17 protein-coding genes and 1 tRNA gene are annotated in these 15,918 nt (G+C 31.4%); 8 read left to right on the top strand and 10 right to left on the bottom strand.

The window, feature by feature from the left end:
• Positions 1-80: 80 nt before the first annotated feature.
• Complete coding sequence (locus FHS04_RS06750; protein ID WP_181256135.1) at positions 81-2,858, top strand: M43 family zinc metalloprotease; 2,778 nt, start codon at positions 81-83, stop codon at positions 2,856-2,858.
• Positions 2,859-2,912: 54 nt separating this feature from the next.
• Here FHS04_RS06750 and FHS04_RS06745 read toward each other — a convergent pair whose 3' ends face one another.
• Complete coding sequence (locus FHS04_RS06745) at positions 2,913-3,386, bottom strand: hypothetical protein (protein WP_051169901.1); 474 nt, start codon at positions 3,384-3,386, stop codon at positions 2,913-2,915.
• 77 nt (positions 3,387-3,463) lie between these two features.
• On the opposite strand from FHS04_RS06745, the gene FHS04_RS06740 reads away from it, so the two are divergent.
• Together FHS04_RS06740 and FHS04_RS06735 are read left to right on the top strand one after the other, a co-directional pair.
• On the top strand, positions 3,464-3,841 hold the full coding sequence (locus tag FHS04_RS06740) for a hypothetical protein (protein WP_027881112.1): 378 nt from the start codon (positions 3,464-3,466) through the stop codon (positions 3,839-3,841).
• Positions 3,842-3,845: 4 nt separating this feature from the next.
• On the top strand, positions 3,846-4,829 hold the full coding sequence (locus tag FHS04_RS06735) for an FAD:protein FMN transferase (RefSeq protein WP_106680150.1): 984 nt from the start codon (positions 3,846-3,848) through the stop codon (positions 4,827-4,829).
• Positions 4,830-4,831: 2 nt separating this feature from the next.
• Here the strand turns inward: FHS04_RS06735 and FHS04_RS06730 are convergent, their stop codons facing one another.
• The 4 genes from FHS04_RS06730 to map are packed head-to-tail and all read right to left on the bottom strand — an operon-like array spanning position 4,832 to position 7,249.
• On the bottom strand, positions 4,832-5,206 hold the full coding sequence (locus tag FHS04_RS06730) for a DUF423 domain-containing protein (RefSeq protein WP_106680152.1): 375 nt from the start codon (positions 5,204-5,206) through the stop codon (positions 4,832-4,834).
• A gap of 8 nt (positions 5,207-5,214) precedes the next feature.
• The gene (locus FHS04_RS06725) at positions 5,215-5,982 is read right to left on the bottom strand and encodes a class I SAM-dependent methyltransferase (RefSeq protein ID WP_106680154.1); all 768 of its coding nucleotides are present in this window, start codon (positions 5,980-5,982) and stop codon (positions 5,215-5,217) included.
• A gap of 25 nt (positions 5,983-6,007) precedes the next feature.
• Positions 6,008-6,382 (bottom strand): GxxExxY protein, encoded by a 375-nt coding sequence (locus tag FHS04_RS06720; RefSeq protein WP_027881116.1) that lies wholly within the window; start codon positions 6,380-6,382, stop codon positions 6,008-6,010.
• 48 nt (positions 6,383-6,430) lie between these two features.
• On the bottom strand, positions 6,431-7,249 hold the full coding sequence (gene map, locus FHS04_RS06715) for a type I methionyl aminopeptidase (protein WP_106680156.1): 819 nt from the start codon (positions 7,247-7,249) through the stop codon (positions 6,431-6,433).
• A gap of 121 nt (positions 7,250-7,370) precedes the next feature.
• Here map and FHS04_RS06710 point away from each other — a divergent pair, with 121 nt between their 5' ends.
• Positions 7,371-8,642, top strand: coding sequence for an acetyl-CoA hydrolase/transferase family protein (locus tag FHS04_RS06710; RefSeq protein WP_106680158.1), 1,272 nt, complete (start codon positions 7,371-7,373; stop codon positions 8,640-8,642).
• Here FHS04_RS06710 and FHS04_RS06705 read toward each other — a convergent pair.
• The 4 genes from FHS04_RS06705 to FHS04_RS06690 all read right to left on the bottom strand — a co-directional run bounded on the left by FHS04_RS06705 (position 8,639) and on the right by FHS04_RS06690 (position 12,563).
• Complete coding sequence (locus FHS04_RS06705; protein WP_106680160.1) at positions 8,639-9,037, bottom strand: BT0820 family HAD-type phosphatase; 399 nt, start codon at positions 9,035-9,037, stop codon at positions 8,639-8,641. The genes FHS04_RS06710 and FHS04_RS06705 overlap by 4 nt on opposite strands.
• Positions 9,038-9,167: 130 nt before the next feature.
• Positions 9,168-10,685 (bottom strand): 2,3-bisphosphoglycerate-independent phosphoglycerate mutase, encoded by a 1,518-nt coding sequence (gene gpmI / locus FHS04_RS06700; RefSeq protein WP_106680162.1) that lies wholly within the window; start codon positions 10,683-10,685, stop codon positions 9,168-9,170.
• An 80-nt stretch (positions 10,686-10,765) separates the two neighbouring features.
• Positions 10,766-11,527 carry a M48 family metalloprotease gene (locus FHS04_RS06695; protein ID WP_027881121.1) on the bottom strand — a complete coding sequence of 254 codons (762 nt, stop codon included), beginning with the start codon at positions 11,525-11,527 and terminating at the stop codon, positions 10,766-10,768.
• A 97-nt stretch (positions 11,528-11,624) separates the two neighbouring features.
• A complete protein-coding gene (locus tag FHS04_RS06690; RefSeq protein ID WP_106680164.1) occupies positions 11,625-12,563 on the bottom strand; it encodes a GNAT family N-acetyltransferase in 939 nt (312 codons plus the stop codon).
• A gap of 51 nt (positions 12,564-12,614) precedes the next feature.
• On the opposite strand from FHS04_RS06690, the gene FHS04_RS06685 reads away from it, so the two are divergent.
• Together FHS04_RS06685 and FHS04_RS06680 are read left to right on the top strand one after the other, a co-directional pair.
• On the top strand, positions 12,615-13,040 hold the full coding sequence (locus FHS04_RS06685) for a GNAT family N-acetyltransferase (protein ID WP_106680216.1): 426 nt from the start codon (positions 12,615-12,617) through the stop codon (positions 13,038-13,040).
• Between the two features lie 48 nt (positions 13,041-13,088).
• Positions 13,089-13,161 (top strand) — tRNA-Gly (locus FHS04_RS06680).
• Between the two features lie 304 nt (positions 13,162-13,465).
• On the opposite strand, the gene pepE is transcribed toward FHS04_RS06680, so the two are convergent.
• A complete protein-coding gene (pepE, locus tag FHS04_RS06675; RefSeq protein ID WP_106680166.1) occupies positions 13,466-14,173 on the bottom strand; it encodes a dipeptidase PepE in 708 nt (235 codons plus the stop codon).
• Between the two features lie 114 nt (positions 14,174-14,287).
• Here pepE and FHS04_RS06670 point away from each other — a divergent pair, with 114 nt between their 5' ends.
• A complete protein-coding gene (locus FHS04_RS06670; RefSeq protein WP_106680168.1) occupies positions 14,288-15,103 on the top strand; it encodes a carboxypeptidase-like regulatory domain-containing protein in 816 nt (271 codons plus the stop codon).
• Positions 15,078-15,887, top strand: coding sequence for a peptidase associated/transthyretin-like domain-containing protein (locus FHS04_RS06665; RefSeq protein ID WP_183408370.1), 810 nt, complete (start codon positions 15,078-15,080; stop codon positions 15,885-15,887). The genes FHS04_RS06670 and FHS04_RS06665 overlap by 26 nt, the downstream gene beginning before the upstream one ends.
• The last annotated feature ends 31 nt before the right edge of the window (positions 15,888-15,918 follow it).

The raw sequence follows: 15,918 nt of genomic DNA, 5'->3' as shown, positions 1-15,918 counted from the left end.
TTTTGAGTTTAAAAGTTAATTTGCATCGGTCAAATGTAAATATTGTTATATGTATGAAGAAAAATACTAAATTATTGTTAATGGCGATACTTTTGTTAAGTGTCAATCTCAGTTTCTCTCAAAATAGAAAGATTAATAAAGAAAATTCTAAAAGTATTAGTCATAATCATCCTAATACAGAGCAGGATGTTTTATTAAATGAAGAAAATCAAAGATTCTTAAATGAGAATGGTGTTGTTCGTTGTCTTACTGAAGAAATGAATAACAAGTATAGATTAAACAACCCAAATGTGCAATCTAAACAACAGTTTGAAGATTGGATTGCTCCTTTAGTTCAGCAGTATAAAGCTCAACAGGCTTCAAGAGTCGCTAATAGTGTAGAATCTGCTCAAATGCAAGTATATACTATTCCTATTATCTTTCATGTAGTTTCTGGAACACAAGGTGATGCAGCAGATTTAGATGCTCAGTATGTAAATGCTCAAATCGAACAATTAAATCTTGATTTTTCTAACCAAGCAGGCGGAGCAACAGGATATTGGTCTTCTGTAGCAGCAGATGCACAAATTGTATTTGTCCCTGCTCAAGTAGATCCCAATGGAAATCCTTTAGCAGAACCAGGTATTAATCGTGTATACGGATATCCTGGACAATTATCAACTGCAGATTTTGATAATACAATTAAACCTGCTACAATTTGGGACAGAACATTATATGCTAATTGTTGGACAGGAAATTTAGGAGGTGGATTATTGGGATATGCTCAGTTTCCTGATAGTTCAGGATTACCTGGTATGCCAGCTTCAGGAGGATCTGCAAATACAGATGGTGTTGTTTGTTTATATACATCAATAGGATCTGTAGCTAACCCACATCCAAACGGAGGTGTTTATGCAGCAGGAAGAACCTTAACTCATGAAATTGGTCACTGGATCGGTCTAAGACATATTTGGGGAGATGGAAATTGTAGTGTAGACGATTTTTGTAATGATACACCAAACCAAAATGGATCAAGTTCAGGTTGTCCAAATACTAACGATACCTGTACTGGCGGAGATAGAGATATGGTAGAAAACTTTATGGATTATAGTTTTGATACTTGTATGAATTTATTTACTGCAGATCAAGTTGCAAGAATGGCTGTAGTTATGCAAAACTCTCCTGGTCGATCTGAGTTAGCAAGTTCTAATACAGGTAACGCTGGACCTATAATTTCTTTTGCTTTAGCTAGTGATAATGTTATTGAAGGGTCTGATTGTAATTTTACAGATGTAACTGTAGATTTGACAATTGCCGAAGGAGCTTCTCAAAACACAACTGTTAACTTATCAGTACAAGGGGCAACAGCAGATGCACAAGATTATACGCTTTTAAATAATTCAGTAGTCTTCAGTGCAGGTTCAACAGCAACACAGTCTGTAGTAATAAGAGTTTTTAATGATGGCTTTGTTGAAGGCGAAGAAAGTATAGATTTAACTTTTACAGTTAATGCTAATGGAGGAGATGCTACAGCAGGTAATAATAACTTTACATTAGTAATTACAGATGATGATGTTGTTCCGGTAAATACTCAAACAATTACTCTAATAGATTCTAATTTAGAAACAACAGATACTACTAATTGGTTTGTGATAGATAATGATGGTGATGGAAATAATTTCTTAAGCGCTAATTCATCAGGTACAGATTTATATGGTAATGGAGCAATTGTAAGTGTATTTTTTGCTTCAGAATCTAATGGTGCAATTTTTGGCACGGGAGCTAATTTTACACCAGATAATTTCTTACTGTCTGATATGATTTCTATACCTTCTAATGCATCTTCAGTTAACTTATCTTATGGTATTGCAGGATATGGAGATAGTGAACCATATGAGGTTTATTGGACTACAGATAACACTAATGTAAACACTATAACTAGCGGTAATTTAATTGACTCAGGAAATACACTTGATGATAATGGTGAGTTTAGAAATATAGATATGTCTGCTTATATTGGTCAGACAGGTTATTTAGCATTTAGGCATAATAGTCCAGGAACAAATGTTGGTAATGGTGTAACAGAAGGACTGTTCTTATTAGATAATATAAATTTTGAAGCAATAGTTTCTAAAAGTATACAAATAGATGTTAATACAGGTACATCTAATGATTTATTAGCTTTAAGATCTAGTGGAACTGTCTACGCTTCAGATTCTGTTAGTACAGATTTAATGTTAGATATAACCAATGTAAATAATGATGATTTTGGTTGTGTAGACATATCTGTATCTAGAGCAGGTACTAGTGCACAGAGTTATAACGGAAGTTCAGTGTCTAATTATGTAACAGATAAGACGTTTACTATAACACCTTCAAATATACTTACGACTTCTAATGTTAATGTAGATTTTTATTTTACTGAAGCAGAAATATTAGGTTACGAAGCTACTACTGGACAAAGTAGAAATTCGATTAGTATATTAAGAGATAATGGCGTTACAACAGAAGTAGTATCAGCTTCAGTCTCATCTTTTGGTTCAGACTATAAATTATCAGGAACATTTACTTCAGGAATTGAAGGGACTTATTATTTTGGTGTGCCTGCAGCATTATCAACTTCAGAATTTGATTTTGATCAATTTGCAGTTTATCCAAACCCAACAAATGGCAAAGTGACTATTGCTTTAAGCACCAATCAAGATGTTAACCTTTCTTTATTTGATATTAGAGGTCGTCAAATTTTTAATAATTTATACTCTAACAACAATTCAATATTTAATAAGACTATTAATTTAAATACAAATTCAACAGGAATTTATATACTTAAAGTTGAAGCAGGTAATAAGTCTGCATTTAAAAGAATTGTAGTGAAGTAGATTAATGATATATATTTAGAAAAGCCCAATACTAAAGTGTTGGGCTTTTTTATTTTAAACATTTTCAAATTCAAAATTTGTAAATTTTAAATCACTATTTTTTGTAATTACAGCTTTAAATACGTTGGAATAATCCATAATATTTTCAATATTATCAAAGCTGCAAAGCACTTTAATTGTTTCTTTTAAACCATTAAATAGTATGTCTTTATTTGTTGAGTTTTTAGGTCTTTTATTTTTATGATTAAGTGGTAGTTCGTAACCACAACCTTTCAAAAAAGCAGCTTCAATTTTTAGTAATTCTAATGGCGAATATCCGTTAAAAGTTCTTCCTAAATTTTGATGTACTAGTCCAAGATAATTCAACTTTAAAGAGCCATGATCATCAGATAAATATTTCCAAGCATCTTTTTGATCTAAAATATTTCCAACAGCACATTGTTTACAACATTCAGGGTTTAATAGATTTTCATTAAAAGCTGTGTATAGTTTTTTAATAGCGTTATCAAATCTTGTTGATGTTTTCATTTTAAATTTCTTAGCGATTTTCTTCTTTTAAAATAAGAAAATTTCAGCAAATAAATGTTAAAACGTATTTTTGTACTATGAGTAAAGCCTTAACAAAACAAGAACTTCATAATCTAGCAATGAACCATGTTGGAAAAGACTTAGAACAACGTGGTTTCGAGTTTATTGCTATAAATAGTAAGCTAAAAAGACATCCGCAATTTGTTTGTATGGATAAAAATAAACAGTACTACTTTGTAATAGTAAAAGCTGTAATTTTACCTGAAAATGCTAATAATTATGATGTCGTTTGGATGGAATCTTTTAAAAAACATGCTCAAGAGCATAATGCAAAAGTTTTATATGCTGGTGTTGGTTTAGGTAATCCAAAAGGAGAGGATTTACCGATATACTTAAATGAAGAGTATTTAATAGAATATAATGGCATCCAAGTGATAGAAACTCATTTAAATTAAATTTATGTTACAGCGTTTATCTTCAATTTTATTATTGTTATTAGTTTTTATTTCTTGTAAAAACGAACCAGAATTAGTAAAAATTAAAGGACCAATTTTTGGCACTGCTTATCAAATACAATATTATGATGTTGGCAGTAAAAGTTATCAAAAGCAATTTGATAGTATTTTTGAAGTACTAAATCAATCTATGTCAAATTACATTCCGTCTTCAAATATTTCAAAAATTAATAGAAACGAAAGCGTAAATACAGATCCTCATTTTGACACTGTTTTTAAGGCAGCTAAGAAAATTTACAGAGAAACAGAAGGAGTTTTTGATCCAACGATTGGTAAGTTAGTAAACGCATGGAATTTTGGATCAGAGAATAATAAATCTGCTGTAGATAGTATTAAAGTGGATAGTTTAATGAAATCTGTAGGTTTTAATCGTGTTGGTGTTGTAAACGGAGTTATAATGAAACGCACTAATACGTTTATAGATTTTAATGCTATAGCTAAAGGTTATGGTGTAGATGTTATAGCAGATTTTTTAGAAAGTAAAGGCATAACTAATTATTTGGTAGATATAGGAGGAGAGTTAAGAGCTAAGGGAATAAATTTAAATAAACAAAAAGAATGGGCAATTGGCATAGAAAACCCAAATTTTGATGGCTCTCAAAGTTATTCTAAGGTTATTGGTATTACAGATAAAGCTATGGCTACTTCAGGAACTTACAGAAAGTTTAAGGTAGATAATAACGGTAACAAATACGCTCATATTATAAATACAAAAACAGGCTATCCAACACGAACCAGAATCTTAAGTGCTTCAGTAATTACAGATAAATGTATGATGGCAGATGGTTATGCTACAGCATTTCAAGCAATGGGAATAAAAAAAGTAGATTACTTTTTAGCAAAACACCCAGAATTACAAGTGTATTTAATTTTTGAAAACGAAAAAGGAGAGTTAGAAACGAAGTCTTTTAATGGTTTTCCTGAATAAAATTAAAAGTTAATAGCTTTAAGTATTAATAACAACCAACCAATCACAAAAAGTAAGCCGCCAATAGGTGTAATTGGACCTAAAAACTTTAGTTTTTTTCCTTTTGCATCACTTAAAACCAAACCGTAAATACTAAAAGAAAAAAGTAGAATACCTAAAGTGAAACACCAATACATTGCAGAAGTTGAAAACTGAAAATTAAACCCAAGAAGTAATAAAACAATAGCATGATACATTTGGTATTTAATACCGGTTTCAAAACTTTTAAGTTGATTTTCTGATAAGATTTTTTTTAAAGCATGAGCTCCAAAAGCACCAAATATTATGGCTAACATACCAAAAAATGCACCTGTAATGATAAAAGTTTGTTGTGTCATAATTGTTTCTATTTATAACAAACAGGAATAATTTCTCCTTTTGCTAAACGGTATTTGTCTATTTTTTCTGAAGAAAGTTTAGCTGTATAATCTACTTCTTCAACTTTAAAACCTATGCTTCTAAGTTTGTCAAAATAATCACGACCGTAAATGCGTACATGATCGTATTGACCAAAAATTTCAGCACGTTCTTTTTTGTCTGTAATGGTGTTATCCTCAAAAGTAGTTTCACGATTTAAGTCTTGTGGTATTTGCAAAATCGCCATTCCGTTAGGTTTTAAAACACGATACAGTTCTTGCATTGCTCTAGTATCATCAGGAATATGTTCTAACACATGATTACATAAAATAACATCGTAAGTATTATCTTCAAAGGGTAAATCGCAAATATCTGCTTTAACATCTGCTAATGGAGATAGTAAATCTGTTGTTGTGTAATCTAAATTTTTAAGTTGCCTAAAGCGTTTGTAAAATGCTTGTTCTGGAGCAAAATGAAGTACTTTTTTATTAGAAGTAAAAAAATCTGTTTCATTTTTTAAATAGAGCCACAAAAGTCTATGTCTTTCTAAGCTTAATGTAGAAGGCGACAGTACATTAGGTCTTTGCTTACCATAACCATAAGGTAAAAAAGACTTAAAACTCTTACCATCTATTGGGTCTGTATATTTTTTGCCTCTTAAAACAAAAGCTAAAACAGGTTTAGCTAAATAACTTAACCTAATTAAAATAGGTCTCGGTATAAAATTAAGTATGTGTTTAAAGAGTTTTTTTGACACTAATTTCACGAATTAACACAAATTATTACAAGACAATTCGTTTATATTTTAAACTTTCATCACCAAAATTAATTAATAAACCTAATTTTAATTTTGAGACAGCAAGATAGTTTAATGTTTGTTTTACATGAGCAGAATTTAAAGCTTCAATAGCTTTTAGTTCTAAAATTATTTTATCATCAATGATAAAATCTGCTTTATATTTATGAGGTAAAGTGTTTCCTTTATAGCTTATTGCAAATTTAGTTTCTCTAGAATAAGCTATATTGTTATCAATTAATTCGATTTCTAAAGCATCAGCATATACAACTTCATTAAAACCTTTTCCAAGTTGGTTATGTACTTCCATACAAAGACCAATTATCTTATAAGCTTCATCTTTATAAATTAAATTTTTCAATAGAAAGTGAATTATTAGTGAGAATTAGTGTAATTCGTGTCTTTAGGTCTATAAAACTAAAGCTTGTTGTCTAAATTCATCTTCCTCGTCACTTTCAATACCTAAAGCGTCATAAATGTATTTAAAAGTAGATAATAGCTCTGGTTTACCATCTACAATAGCAACATCATGCTCGAAATGTGCGCTAGGTTTACCATCTAAAGTTGTAATTGTCCAGCCATCACGGTGTTGTTTAATTCGTTTTGTTCCCATGTTTATCATAGGTTCAATAGCTACGACCATACCTTCAATAAACTTTTTTCCTCTTCCTCGTTTTCCGTAATTTGGCATTTCTGGATCTTCGTGCATAGTGCGCCCTAATCCATGACCTACTAATTCTCTTACCACGCCATAACCATGATCTTCACAATATTTTTGAATAGCATAACCTACATCTCCAACGCGGTTTCCTAATTTAAACTCTTTGATACCAACATATAAAGATTCTTTAGTAACTTGAAGTAGTTTTTCTGTTTCAGGATCAATTTCACCTACAGCAAATGTGTAAGCATGATCACCGTAAAAACCATCTAAAATAGCACCACAATCTATAGATATTATATCTCCTTCTTCAAGTGGCTTGTCGTTAGGAATACCATGTACCACTTGCGAGTTTGGACTCATACAAAGTGTGTTAGGGAAGTCATATAAACCTAAAAATCCAGGTATAGCTCCAAGATCTCTTATGTGTTCTTCAGCAATTTTATCTAGTTGAAGTGTTGTTACACCAGGTTTTACAGCTTTAGCAACTTCTCCTAAAGTTTTAGATACCACTAAAGCAGCTTGGCGCATTAATTCTATTTCTTCTCTTGTTTTTACAATAATCATAATCTCTAAAATATCTGCAAATATACTTAAAATAAAAGTCAAATTTCTTTTAGAAACATGACTTTTAGCAGGATTTATCTATACGATGCTTTGTAATTTTGTAAAATAAAACAAAACCAATATGTATTCACCAGTAACCGCAGAAGAAGCAGTAAAAGTTATAAAGTCTAATGATAGAGTATATGTGCAAGCTGCAGCAGCTGCACCGCAATCTTTAGTAAAAGCAATGTCTGCCAGACACGAAGAACTAAAAAATGTTGAAATATGCCACTTACATACCGAAGGTGAAGCACCTTATTCAAATCCGGAGCTTAAAGATAGTTTTCATGTTAACTCATTTTTTATAGGTAAAAATGTACGTCATACTTTAAAAGAAGGAAATGGTTCTTACACACCAGTATTTTTAAGTGAATTACCGCTTTTATTTAAAAGAAATATAATTGATTTAGATGTAGCGTTAATCCACGTATCGGTACCAGATAGACATGGGTATTGTTCTTTAGGTGTTTCTGTTGAAGCAACATTAGCAGCAATAGATAATGCAAAAATTGTAATAGCTCAAATTAATAAATATATGCCACGTACACATGGTGCTGGTATTATTCATATTTCCGAAATTGACCAATTTGTAGAACATCATGAACCATTACCAAGTCACGATGCATTACCACCTAATGAAGTTGAAGCAAAAATAGGTGAATATGTAGCCAGTTTAATTGAAGATAGAAGTACGTTGCAAATGGGTATTGGAAGTATTCCAAATGCAGTTTTAGCCCGATTAACTAATCACAAAGACTTAGGTTTACATACCGAAATGTTTTCTGATGGTGTTATAGATTTAATTTTAAAGGATGTAATTAATGGTAACTATAAAGAAATTAATCGTGGTCGTGCTTTGGCTACTTTTTTAATTGGTTCGCAAAAGTTATATGACTATGTAGACGATAACCCATTTATAGAAATGCGTGCATCAAATTACACAAACGATGTTTCGATTATTAAACAAAATCCAAAAATGGTAGCCATTAATTCTGCTATTGAAGTAGATGTGACGGGACAAGTTTGTGCAGATTCTATTGGTGCGCATATGTATTCTGGGGTTGGTGGACAAATGGATTTTATACGAGGCGCATCTTTAAGTGAAGGCGGTAAAGCAATTATAGCATTACCATCTGTAACTAGAAATGGTATTAGTCGAATTGTACCATCTTTAAAACCAGGTGCTGGTGTAGTAACTACAAGGTCGCACGTACATTATGTTGTAACAGAATTTGGTGTGGCTAGCCTTTATGGGAAAACTATTAAAGAGCGTATAAAAGCTTTGGTTAATATAGCTCATCCAGATCACAGAGAAGAAATAGATAAAGCGTATTTTGAAATGATTGGTTGTTAAAATTTAAACCAGCCTTTTTTCTTAGGTTTTGATTGTTGCGGTGTTTGGTTGGTAAGCATTTGATAAATTTCTCCCCAACCTAAAATACCACCAATATTACGATCGTCTATAAATAAATCGGCGTTAATTTTTCGGCTTACATCACCTTTAAAAGTTTCTTCAGGAAAACTTTTATTTACAGCGTAGAAGTCTATACCATTGTCTTTACAGAAATTAACAGCTTCCTCTAGACGTTTACCATGTCTATAGGTCCAAAGTATAAGTCGATGACCATCATTTTGAAGACGTTTTAAGGTTTCAAAAGCAAATAACCGAGGTTTGCCTATACCTGGATATGCATCTTCTACAATAGTGCCATCAAAATCTACAGCTATTATTTTTCCTTGTATATTCATTTATATAGAAATAAGATTGTAAAAGTACAATAAATTTAATTTTTTGAATTTAAAATTCAATTGATTTAAAATGAAAAATCCACTTCAAAACGAAGTGGATTTTTTTAATCACAATTATATTTATTTAGTATTACACTAAAGGTTTTTGCGTCATTGCTTCAGGTTGTTCTACACCCATTAATTTTAAAATGGTAGGCGCCATATCTCCTAAAATTCCGTTTTCTATATGTTTTAATTCGTTATCAATTAAAATAACAGGGACAGGATTTGTAGTATGTGCTGTGTTTGGGCTACCATCAGGATTTATCATAGTTTCGCAATTACCATGATCGGCAATTAAAAGTGTTGTATAACCATGGTCTAAAGCAGTAGTAACTACTTTCTCTACACACTTATCTACTGCTTCGCAAGCTTTAATTGCAGCGTCCATAACACCAGTGTGACCAACCATATCACCGTTTGCAAAATTTAAACAAACAAAATCTGTTGTTTCATTTTCTAATTCTGGTACTAAAGCATCTGTAAGCTCGTAAGCACTCATTTCTGGTTTTAAATCGTAGGTTGCTACTTTAGGCGAATTTTTTAAAATTCGTTTTTCGCCTTTAAAAGGTGTTTCGCGTCCTCCAGAAAAGAAAAATGTAACGTGAGGATATTTTTCAGTTTCTGCAATTCTGATTTGTGTTTTATTATGCTTTTCTAAAACTTCACCTAAAGTATCGGTTAAATTTTCTTTGTTGAAAACAACGTTGATACCTGTAAACGTTTCGTCGTAATTAGTTAAAGTCACGTAGTATAAATTCAACTTATGCATGTTTTGTTCATGAAAATCGCGTTGGGATAACGCTTCTGTTAATTCGCGACCACGATCTGTTCTAAAGTTGAAAAAGATAACCACGTCATCTTCTTTAATAGTTGCTATTGGATTACCAGCTTCATCTTTTTTTATAATTGGTTTGATAAATTCGTCTGTAATATCATTATCATAATTCTTCTGGATTTCATCTGATAAGTCTTGCGTTTTTTCACCTAAACCATTTACTACAGCATCGTATGCTAATTTAACACGTTCCCAACGTTTGTCTCTGTCCATTGCATAATAACGACCTGTTACACTTGCAATTTTTGTGTTTGTATTTGAAGTGAAATTTTCTAAATCTTCAATAAATCCTTTACCAGATTTTGGGTCTACATCACGACCATCTGTAAACGCATGAACATAGCTATTTGTAACTCCAGCATTTTGAGCAGCTGTAATTAATCCTTTAATATGGTTGATGTGCGAGTGTACGCCACCATTACTTACTAATCCTAAAAAATGAACATCTTTATTATTTGCTTTTGCATAATTAAAAGCATCTATTAATACTTGTTCTTTGGCAAGTGTATTATTTTCTACAGCAAGATTAATTTTAGCTAAGTCTTGATAAACAATGCGTCCTGCACCAAGATTCATGTGGCCAACTTCACTATTTCCCATTTGTCCTTCTGGCAGACCAACATGTAGTCCGTCTGTACGCAATTGTGCATTAGGAAATTTGGTGTATAAACTGTCTATAAAAGGTGTGTTAGCATTATCTATTGCAGATACTTTTGGGTCTGGAGATTTTCCCCAACCATCTAGTATCATTAAGATGACTTTTTTATTCATTACTGTAAATTTTATTATAACAAATATAAAAACAAAAGTCCTGCATTTGCAGGACTTTGTTGGTTTTCTACTAAATCGTTTTAGTTTATTGTGTATTTTTTAATAGAGGCTTTAATTTTTTCAATTCTATTTTCTGGGTCAGGATGTGTGCTCTGGAATTCTGGTACACGGTTTGGACCAGCTGCTTGTTTTAAAATTTGCATAACGCCAATCATTTCTTCTGGGTCATAGCCAGAACGCATCATAAAACGTACACCTAAATCGTCACTTTCTAACTCATCACCACGCCCATTTTTTAATAGTTTAGACATGCCATATTGACTAACTACATCTCCCATATTACCGCCAACAGAACCTGCAGTTGATAAACCTTGCCAAAGCTCAGAATTCGCAATACGCTCTGCACTATGACGACCAATAACGTGACCAATTTCGTGTCCTAAAACACCAGCTAGCTGGTCTTCGTTTTCTAATTTAGAAAATAAGGCATAGGTAATAAAAATTTGTCCGCCAGGTAAAGCAAACGCATTAATTGTATTTTTATCTGCAAGTAAATGAAACTCGTACTTGTAAGGCGTGTCTTTTGCGACACTATTTTGTACTAGTTTGTTGCCAACTCTATCTATAAATGCTTGATATTCTTGATTAGGATATAATCCACCATGTTGCGCTGCCATTTGATCACGACTTTGCAAACCCATTTGAATTTCTTGGTCTGGCGTCATAGAGATCGCTTGTTTCTTTCCTGTGTACTCATTTGTTTCCATTGAGTTGTAATATTTAAACAAAGCAAATGCAGCAAGAAGAACACCAATTAGAAGTCTACCTTTAAAATTTCTCATGATAATTGATTTAGATAAAGCAATTTACGAAAGTTCATCGATAATTGTTGAGTTAGTTTTTTTAGTTGAATGAATTTAGACGAAATACAAATAAAATCTATAATCGTTTATACATTACATAATGTGGACCAACTTTAGGGACTTCAAATTGGTCGCCAATAATTGTAAAACCTAATCGCTTGTAAAATCCAACAGCAATTAATCTAGCATCAAACCAAAGTAGTTTAGATCCTTTTTGTTTTACCATTATTTCGGCTGTTTCTACTAGTAATCTGCCAAATCTATATCCTTGAAACTGTTCTAAAACGCCCATTCCGCGTAAGCGATATTGGTATTGTTCTTCAAATTTTTCGTTGTTAAGTTTCATTAAACTTACTACACCAGACAACTTGTTTTTATAATATAAACCTAAGTGAAATGTGTCTTCGTGATCATCAAAAGTTAGCTTGCAATCTTCAATAGGTCTGCCAGTCCTTAAAACAGGATGACGTACTGGATAGGTTTGTAATGCAGTAATTTGTTTAATTATAATATCAGGGTTTTCTATTTTATATAAGTTTGCAGGCATACCAGTATAATTAAAGGTTTTTATATAATTCATGTTGCATTTTTCTAAGACTTTATGTGATGCATAATTGTCTACATGTGCATGTGCATATATGGTTTTAAGTTTAAGGTGTTTAAAACCATAATGTATTGCCGCTTGGCAGCTTTCGGTAGCGTAACCATTGTTCCAATATTTTTTATAAAAGCGGTAACCAACTTCAACTTTGTTTTCTTTAGGATGAAATTTTAATCCGCACCAGCCTAAAAACATATCTGTCTTTTTATCGCAAACTGCCCATCTTCCCATATTATGTTTTTCGTATTCTTTGTAGTTTAATAGGAATTGCTCTGCTTCATTTTTAGAAGAAAACGGTTTGTCTCCAGTATATTTTAGTACGTCTTGGTCAGAATTCATCTCGTAAAAATGAATAGCATCATCTACAGAAAATTCTCTTAAATATAACCGTTGTGTACTTGCTATGATTTGCATTATTTGTATAATAGTATTTCAAAATTAACTAATTTTGCAATAAAAATTGAGATGTCTTTTAAGTTTAAAATAATAGATAAAACTGAAATTTTTAGCATTATTCCGTTAATGCAAAAATTAACTAATAATGCTAATTCTGATGCAGTATTAAAAGAGCGTTTTGCCGAAATGATTACTCAAAATTATGAGTGTGCAGGTGTTTATGATGGCGATACTTTAATTGGTATGTCAGGAATGTGGTTTCAAACAAGACATTACGTTGGTAGAAGTATGGAAGTAGATCATGTTTATATAGAAGAAAAATATAGAGGAAATGGTCTTGGTAAACTTTTTTTTAAGTGGTTATACGATTATGCCAAAAGTAAAGGTTGTACTACTTGTGAATTAAATACTTACGTTCAAAACTACCCGTCACACAAATTTTATTATAACGAGGGTTTTGAAATTTTAGGCTATCATTTTTTAAAGAAATTATAATTTTTTGCAAATAATTAAAATCTTTGTTTATATTTGCCACCGCAAAAAGCGGGAGTAGCTCAGTTGGTAGAGCGTCAGCCTTCCAAGCTGAATGTCGCCGGTTCGAACCCGGTCTCCCGCTCAAAAAGCTTCATCAAAAACGATGAAGCTTTTTTATTTCAAGAAATATTTAAACGCTCTAAGATTAGGGTGAGAAGTTTATACTGAGCGTAGTCGAAGTAAAACCGGTCTCCCGCTAAAAAAAAAATCTCATCAATTTGATGAGACTTTTTTTATTTTAATCCTTATAATTTATTGTGATGCTTTTATCATATCGAGCATATTGAGAAATCTCATCTTAATAATATGAATATGAGATTCCTCCTCGTACCTCGTTCGGAATGACATATTTTGATGAAAAATAATTTGTTTTAAATTTTTGTACTTTACTTCAATTCGTTTAAGAATGTATCAGGATCAACTTCGTAAGGTTCTTGATTGTGCTCAAAAATGCGTGCTTGTAAATTTCCTTTTAATTGTAAATTGTTGTCTTTAACTTCTATCCAACTTCCCTCGCGTAAACCAATTACTGGTTGTGTATTAAATTGATGAAATTCTTTTATTCTGGTTTCTCTAGTTTCACCCATGTGTTTGCTACTTGGGTTTGGATCTAAATAGTGTGGATTAATATTAAATGGCACAAAACCTAATGTTTTAAAACTTGGCGGATAAACAATAGGCATATCATTAGTTGTATTCATGGTAAGGCCACAAATGTTGCTTCCAGCACTGGTTCCTAAATACGGAGTTCCTTTTTTTATGGCGTCTTGTAAGCTTTCAATTAAATTAAATTTGTAAAGGGCATTGACTAAAACAAAGGTGTTCCCGCCACCAACAAAAATACCTTTTGCGTTGTCTATTGCTTCTTTTGGGTTTTTAAAAGTATGTAAGCCAATTAATTTTTTTTCAATTTTATTAAAAGCATCGCTAGCCTTTTCTGTATACTGTTTATGTGTGATTCCGCTAGGTCTAGCGTAGGGAATAAAGATAACTTCTTCTGTGTCTTTAAAATGAATTTTTAATGTGTCTAGAAGATAATCTAAATATTGACCGCCATGTACGGTAGAAGTGCTTGCAATAATTATTTGCTTCATTGTAATAAATAGTTTTTGTAAATTTATGTAAAGCTAGCTTTTAACAAAAGTTTAGTGCCTAATTAGAATTAAATTAAGAGTAAAAATGCTTAATTTACAGTAAAATCAACCGTTATGAAATATTTTCTATCCTTATCTTTATTCTTTTTCACTATTTTTTCTTTAGCACAAGATTCAACCAGAGTTACTGTAAAAGGTAAAATTATTGTAAATACACCAGATGTAGAAGGTGTTACAGTTTTTAATATATCTTCTAATAAAGGAACAATTACAGATGAAAAAGGTGAGTTTACCTTGCAAGTTATGCTTAATGATAAGGTAGAGGTGTCTGCGCTTCAGTTTAAAGACTTTAGTTTAACTGTAACAGAATCTATTATTAAAAATAAACAAATGACTGTTTTTTTAGTAGAACGAGTTAATAAGTTAGATGAAGTTGTAATATTACCATACGATTTAACTGGTGTTTTAAAAGAAGATATTGAAAGTGTAGAGGTGTTTAATCCAGATATGGATGCTATTTATTTTGGAGTAGATGATATTTCTGTTTACGAGTTTTCTGATGATCAATATAGTAAGGTAGAAAATTATGCAGCGATGAATCAAAATGATCGTATACGTTATCAAGCTAACGGTGTTGCAATTGTTGAAGGTTTGGTAAATTTAATTTTTAAACCAAAAAAGAAATCTAAAAATACTAATACAGAAACAGAGAAAATACCAACCCAGACTTTAGCAGATAAATACCAACATGATTATTACACTAAAAATTTTAACATACCAGAAGAACAAGTAGAAGCTTTTATAGCATTTGTGCAAAATAATGATTTTGACGTCTCACTTTTAGAAAAAGGTAAAGAGATACAGTTAATAGAGGATTTAAATAAAAAAAGCAAAAAATTTTTAAGTGAGAATCCAGTTGAAAAAGAGTAATCAACTTTTTATATTGTTAGCTTTTATTGTACAATTTTCAATATCTCAAACGGTTACTATAAAAGGTCAGATAGTTGCAGATGATGATTTAGAAAATATTCATGTTCTAAATAAAACATCTTTGACAAATGCTACAACAGATAGTTTAGGAGTTTTTAAAATCAAGGCAAAGCAAAATGATACTATTGTTTTTTCAGGTGTCCAATATCAAGTCTTAGTTAAAGTTGTATCAGAAGAAAATATTAAGACAAAAACTTTAAACGCAAAATTAGAATTATTTACTAATGATTTGGATGAAGTTTTTTTAACCAAACAACTCTCTGGAGATTTAAATAAAGATGTTTCTTCCTCAACAGCAAAAGCAGATATTAACTTTTATGATGTAGGTATACCTGGTTACAAAGGAAAACCATTAACCCAAAACGAAAACCGACTTAATGAAGCAGGCGGAAACGAAAAAATGTTTGCAATAGGCTTAGGTGCTGCTGTTAACTTTAATAAGTTTTTAAACACTATTACTGGTCGCACAAAAATGTTAAAAGAACGTGTAAGATTAGAAAGTAATGACGCGTTATTAGCTAGATTAAAAAATGATTTAATCGAAGATTTTTTTACCCAAAATCCCTTACCAGAAGACAAAAAAGACGAGTTTTTTTACTATTGTCAAGAAGATCCAAACTTTAGACCAAGATGTACAAAAAGTAACTTAGAAGCATTACAATTTTTTACAGATAAGTATAATGAGTTTATTAAAAATGTAAGTCAAATACAAAATGATAATTAATTAGAATGGTTTTTGGTTACTAACCATTAGA

Origin of the sequence: Mesoflavibacter zeaxanthinifaciens subsp. sabulilitoris, assembly GCF_014191595.1 — a bacterium.
Classification (GTDB): Bacteria; Bacteroidota; Bacteroidia; order Flavobacteriales; family Flavobacteriaceae; genus Mesoflavibacter; species Mesoflavibacter zeaxanthinifaciens.
This window is presented reverse-complemented; position numbering and strand designations above follow the sequence as displayed.

What these genes read in the sequence shown, in the direction of transcription:
- FHS04_RS06685 (WP_106680216.1), top strand. Translation starts at nt 12,615, where the DNA reads ATGTCTTTTAAGTTTAAAATAATAGATAAAACTGAAATTTTTAGCATT.
- FHS04_RS06745 (WP_051169901.1), bottom strand. Translation starts at nt 3,386, where the DNA reads ATGAAAACATCAACAAGATTTGATAACGCTATTAAAAAACTATACACA.
- FHS04_RS06735 (WP_106680150.1), top strand. Translation starts at nt 3,846, where the DNA reads ATGTTACAGCGTTTATCTTCAATTTTATTATTGTTATTAGTTTTTATT.
- FHS04_RS06690 (WP_106680164.1), bottom strand. Translation starts at nt 12,563, where the DNA reads ATGCAAATCATAGCAAGTACACAACGGTTATATTTAAGAGAATTTTCT.
- pepE (WP_106680166.1), bottom strand. Translation starts at nt 14,173, where the DNA reads ATGAAGCAAATAATTATTGCAAGCACTTCTACCGTACATGGCGGTCAA.
- map (WP_106680156.1), bottom strand. Translation starts at nt 7,249, where the DNA reads ATGATTATTGTAAAAACAAGAGAAGAAATAGAATTAATGCGCCAAGCT.
- FHS04_RS06730 (WP_106680152.1), bottom strand. Translation starts at nt 5,206, where the DNA reads ATGACACAACAAACTTTTATCATTACAGGTGCATTTTTTGGTATGTTA.
- FHS04_RS06710 (WP_106680158.1), top strand. Translation starts at nt 7,371, where the DNA reads ATGTATTCACCAGTAACCGCAGAAGAAGCAGTAAAAGTTATAAAGTCT.
- FHS04_RS06750 (WP_181256135.1), top strand. Translation starts at nt 81, where the DNA reads ATGGCGATACTTTTGTTAAGTGTCAATCTCAGTTTCTCTCAAAATAGA.
- FHS04_RS06695 (WP_027881121.1), bottom strand. Translation starts at nt 11,527, where the DNA reads ATGAGAAATTTTAAAGGTAGACTTCTAATTGGTGTTCTTCTTGCTGCA.
- FHS04_RS06670 (WP_106680168.1), top strand. Translation starts at nt 14,288, where the DNA reads ATGAAATATTTTCTATCCTTATCTTTATTCTTTTTCACTATTTTTTCT.
- gpmI (WP_106680162.1), bottom strand. Translation starts at nt 10,685, where the DNA reads ATGAATAAAAAAGTCATCTTAATGATACTAGATGGTTGGGGAAAATCT.
- FHS04_RS06705 (WP_106680160.1), bottom strand. Translation starts at nt 9,037, where the DNA reads ATGAATATACAAGGAAAAATAATAGCTGTAGATTTTGATGGCACTATT.
- FHS04_RS06740 (WP_027881112.1), top strand. Translation starts at nt 3,464, where the DNA reads ATGAGTAAAGCCTTAACAAAACAAGAACTTCATAATCTAGCAATGAAC.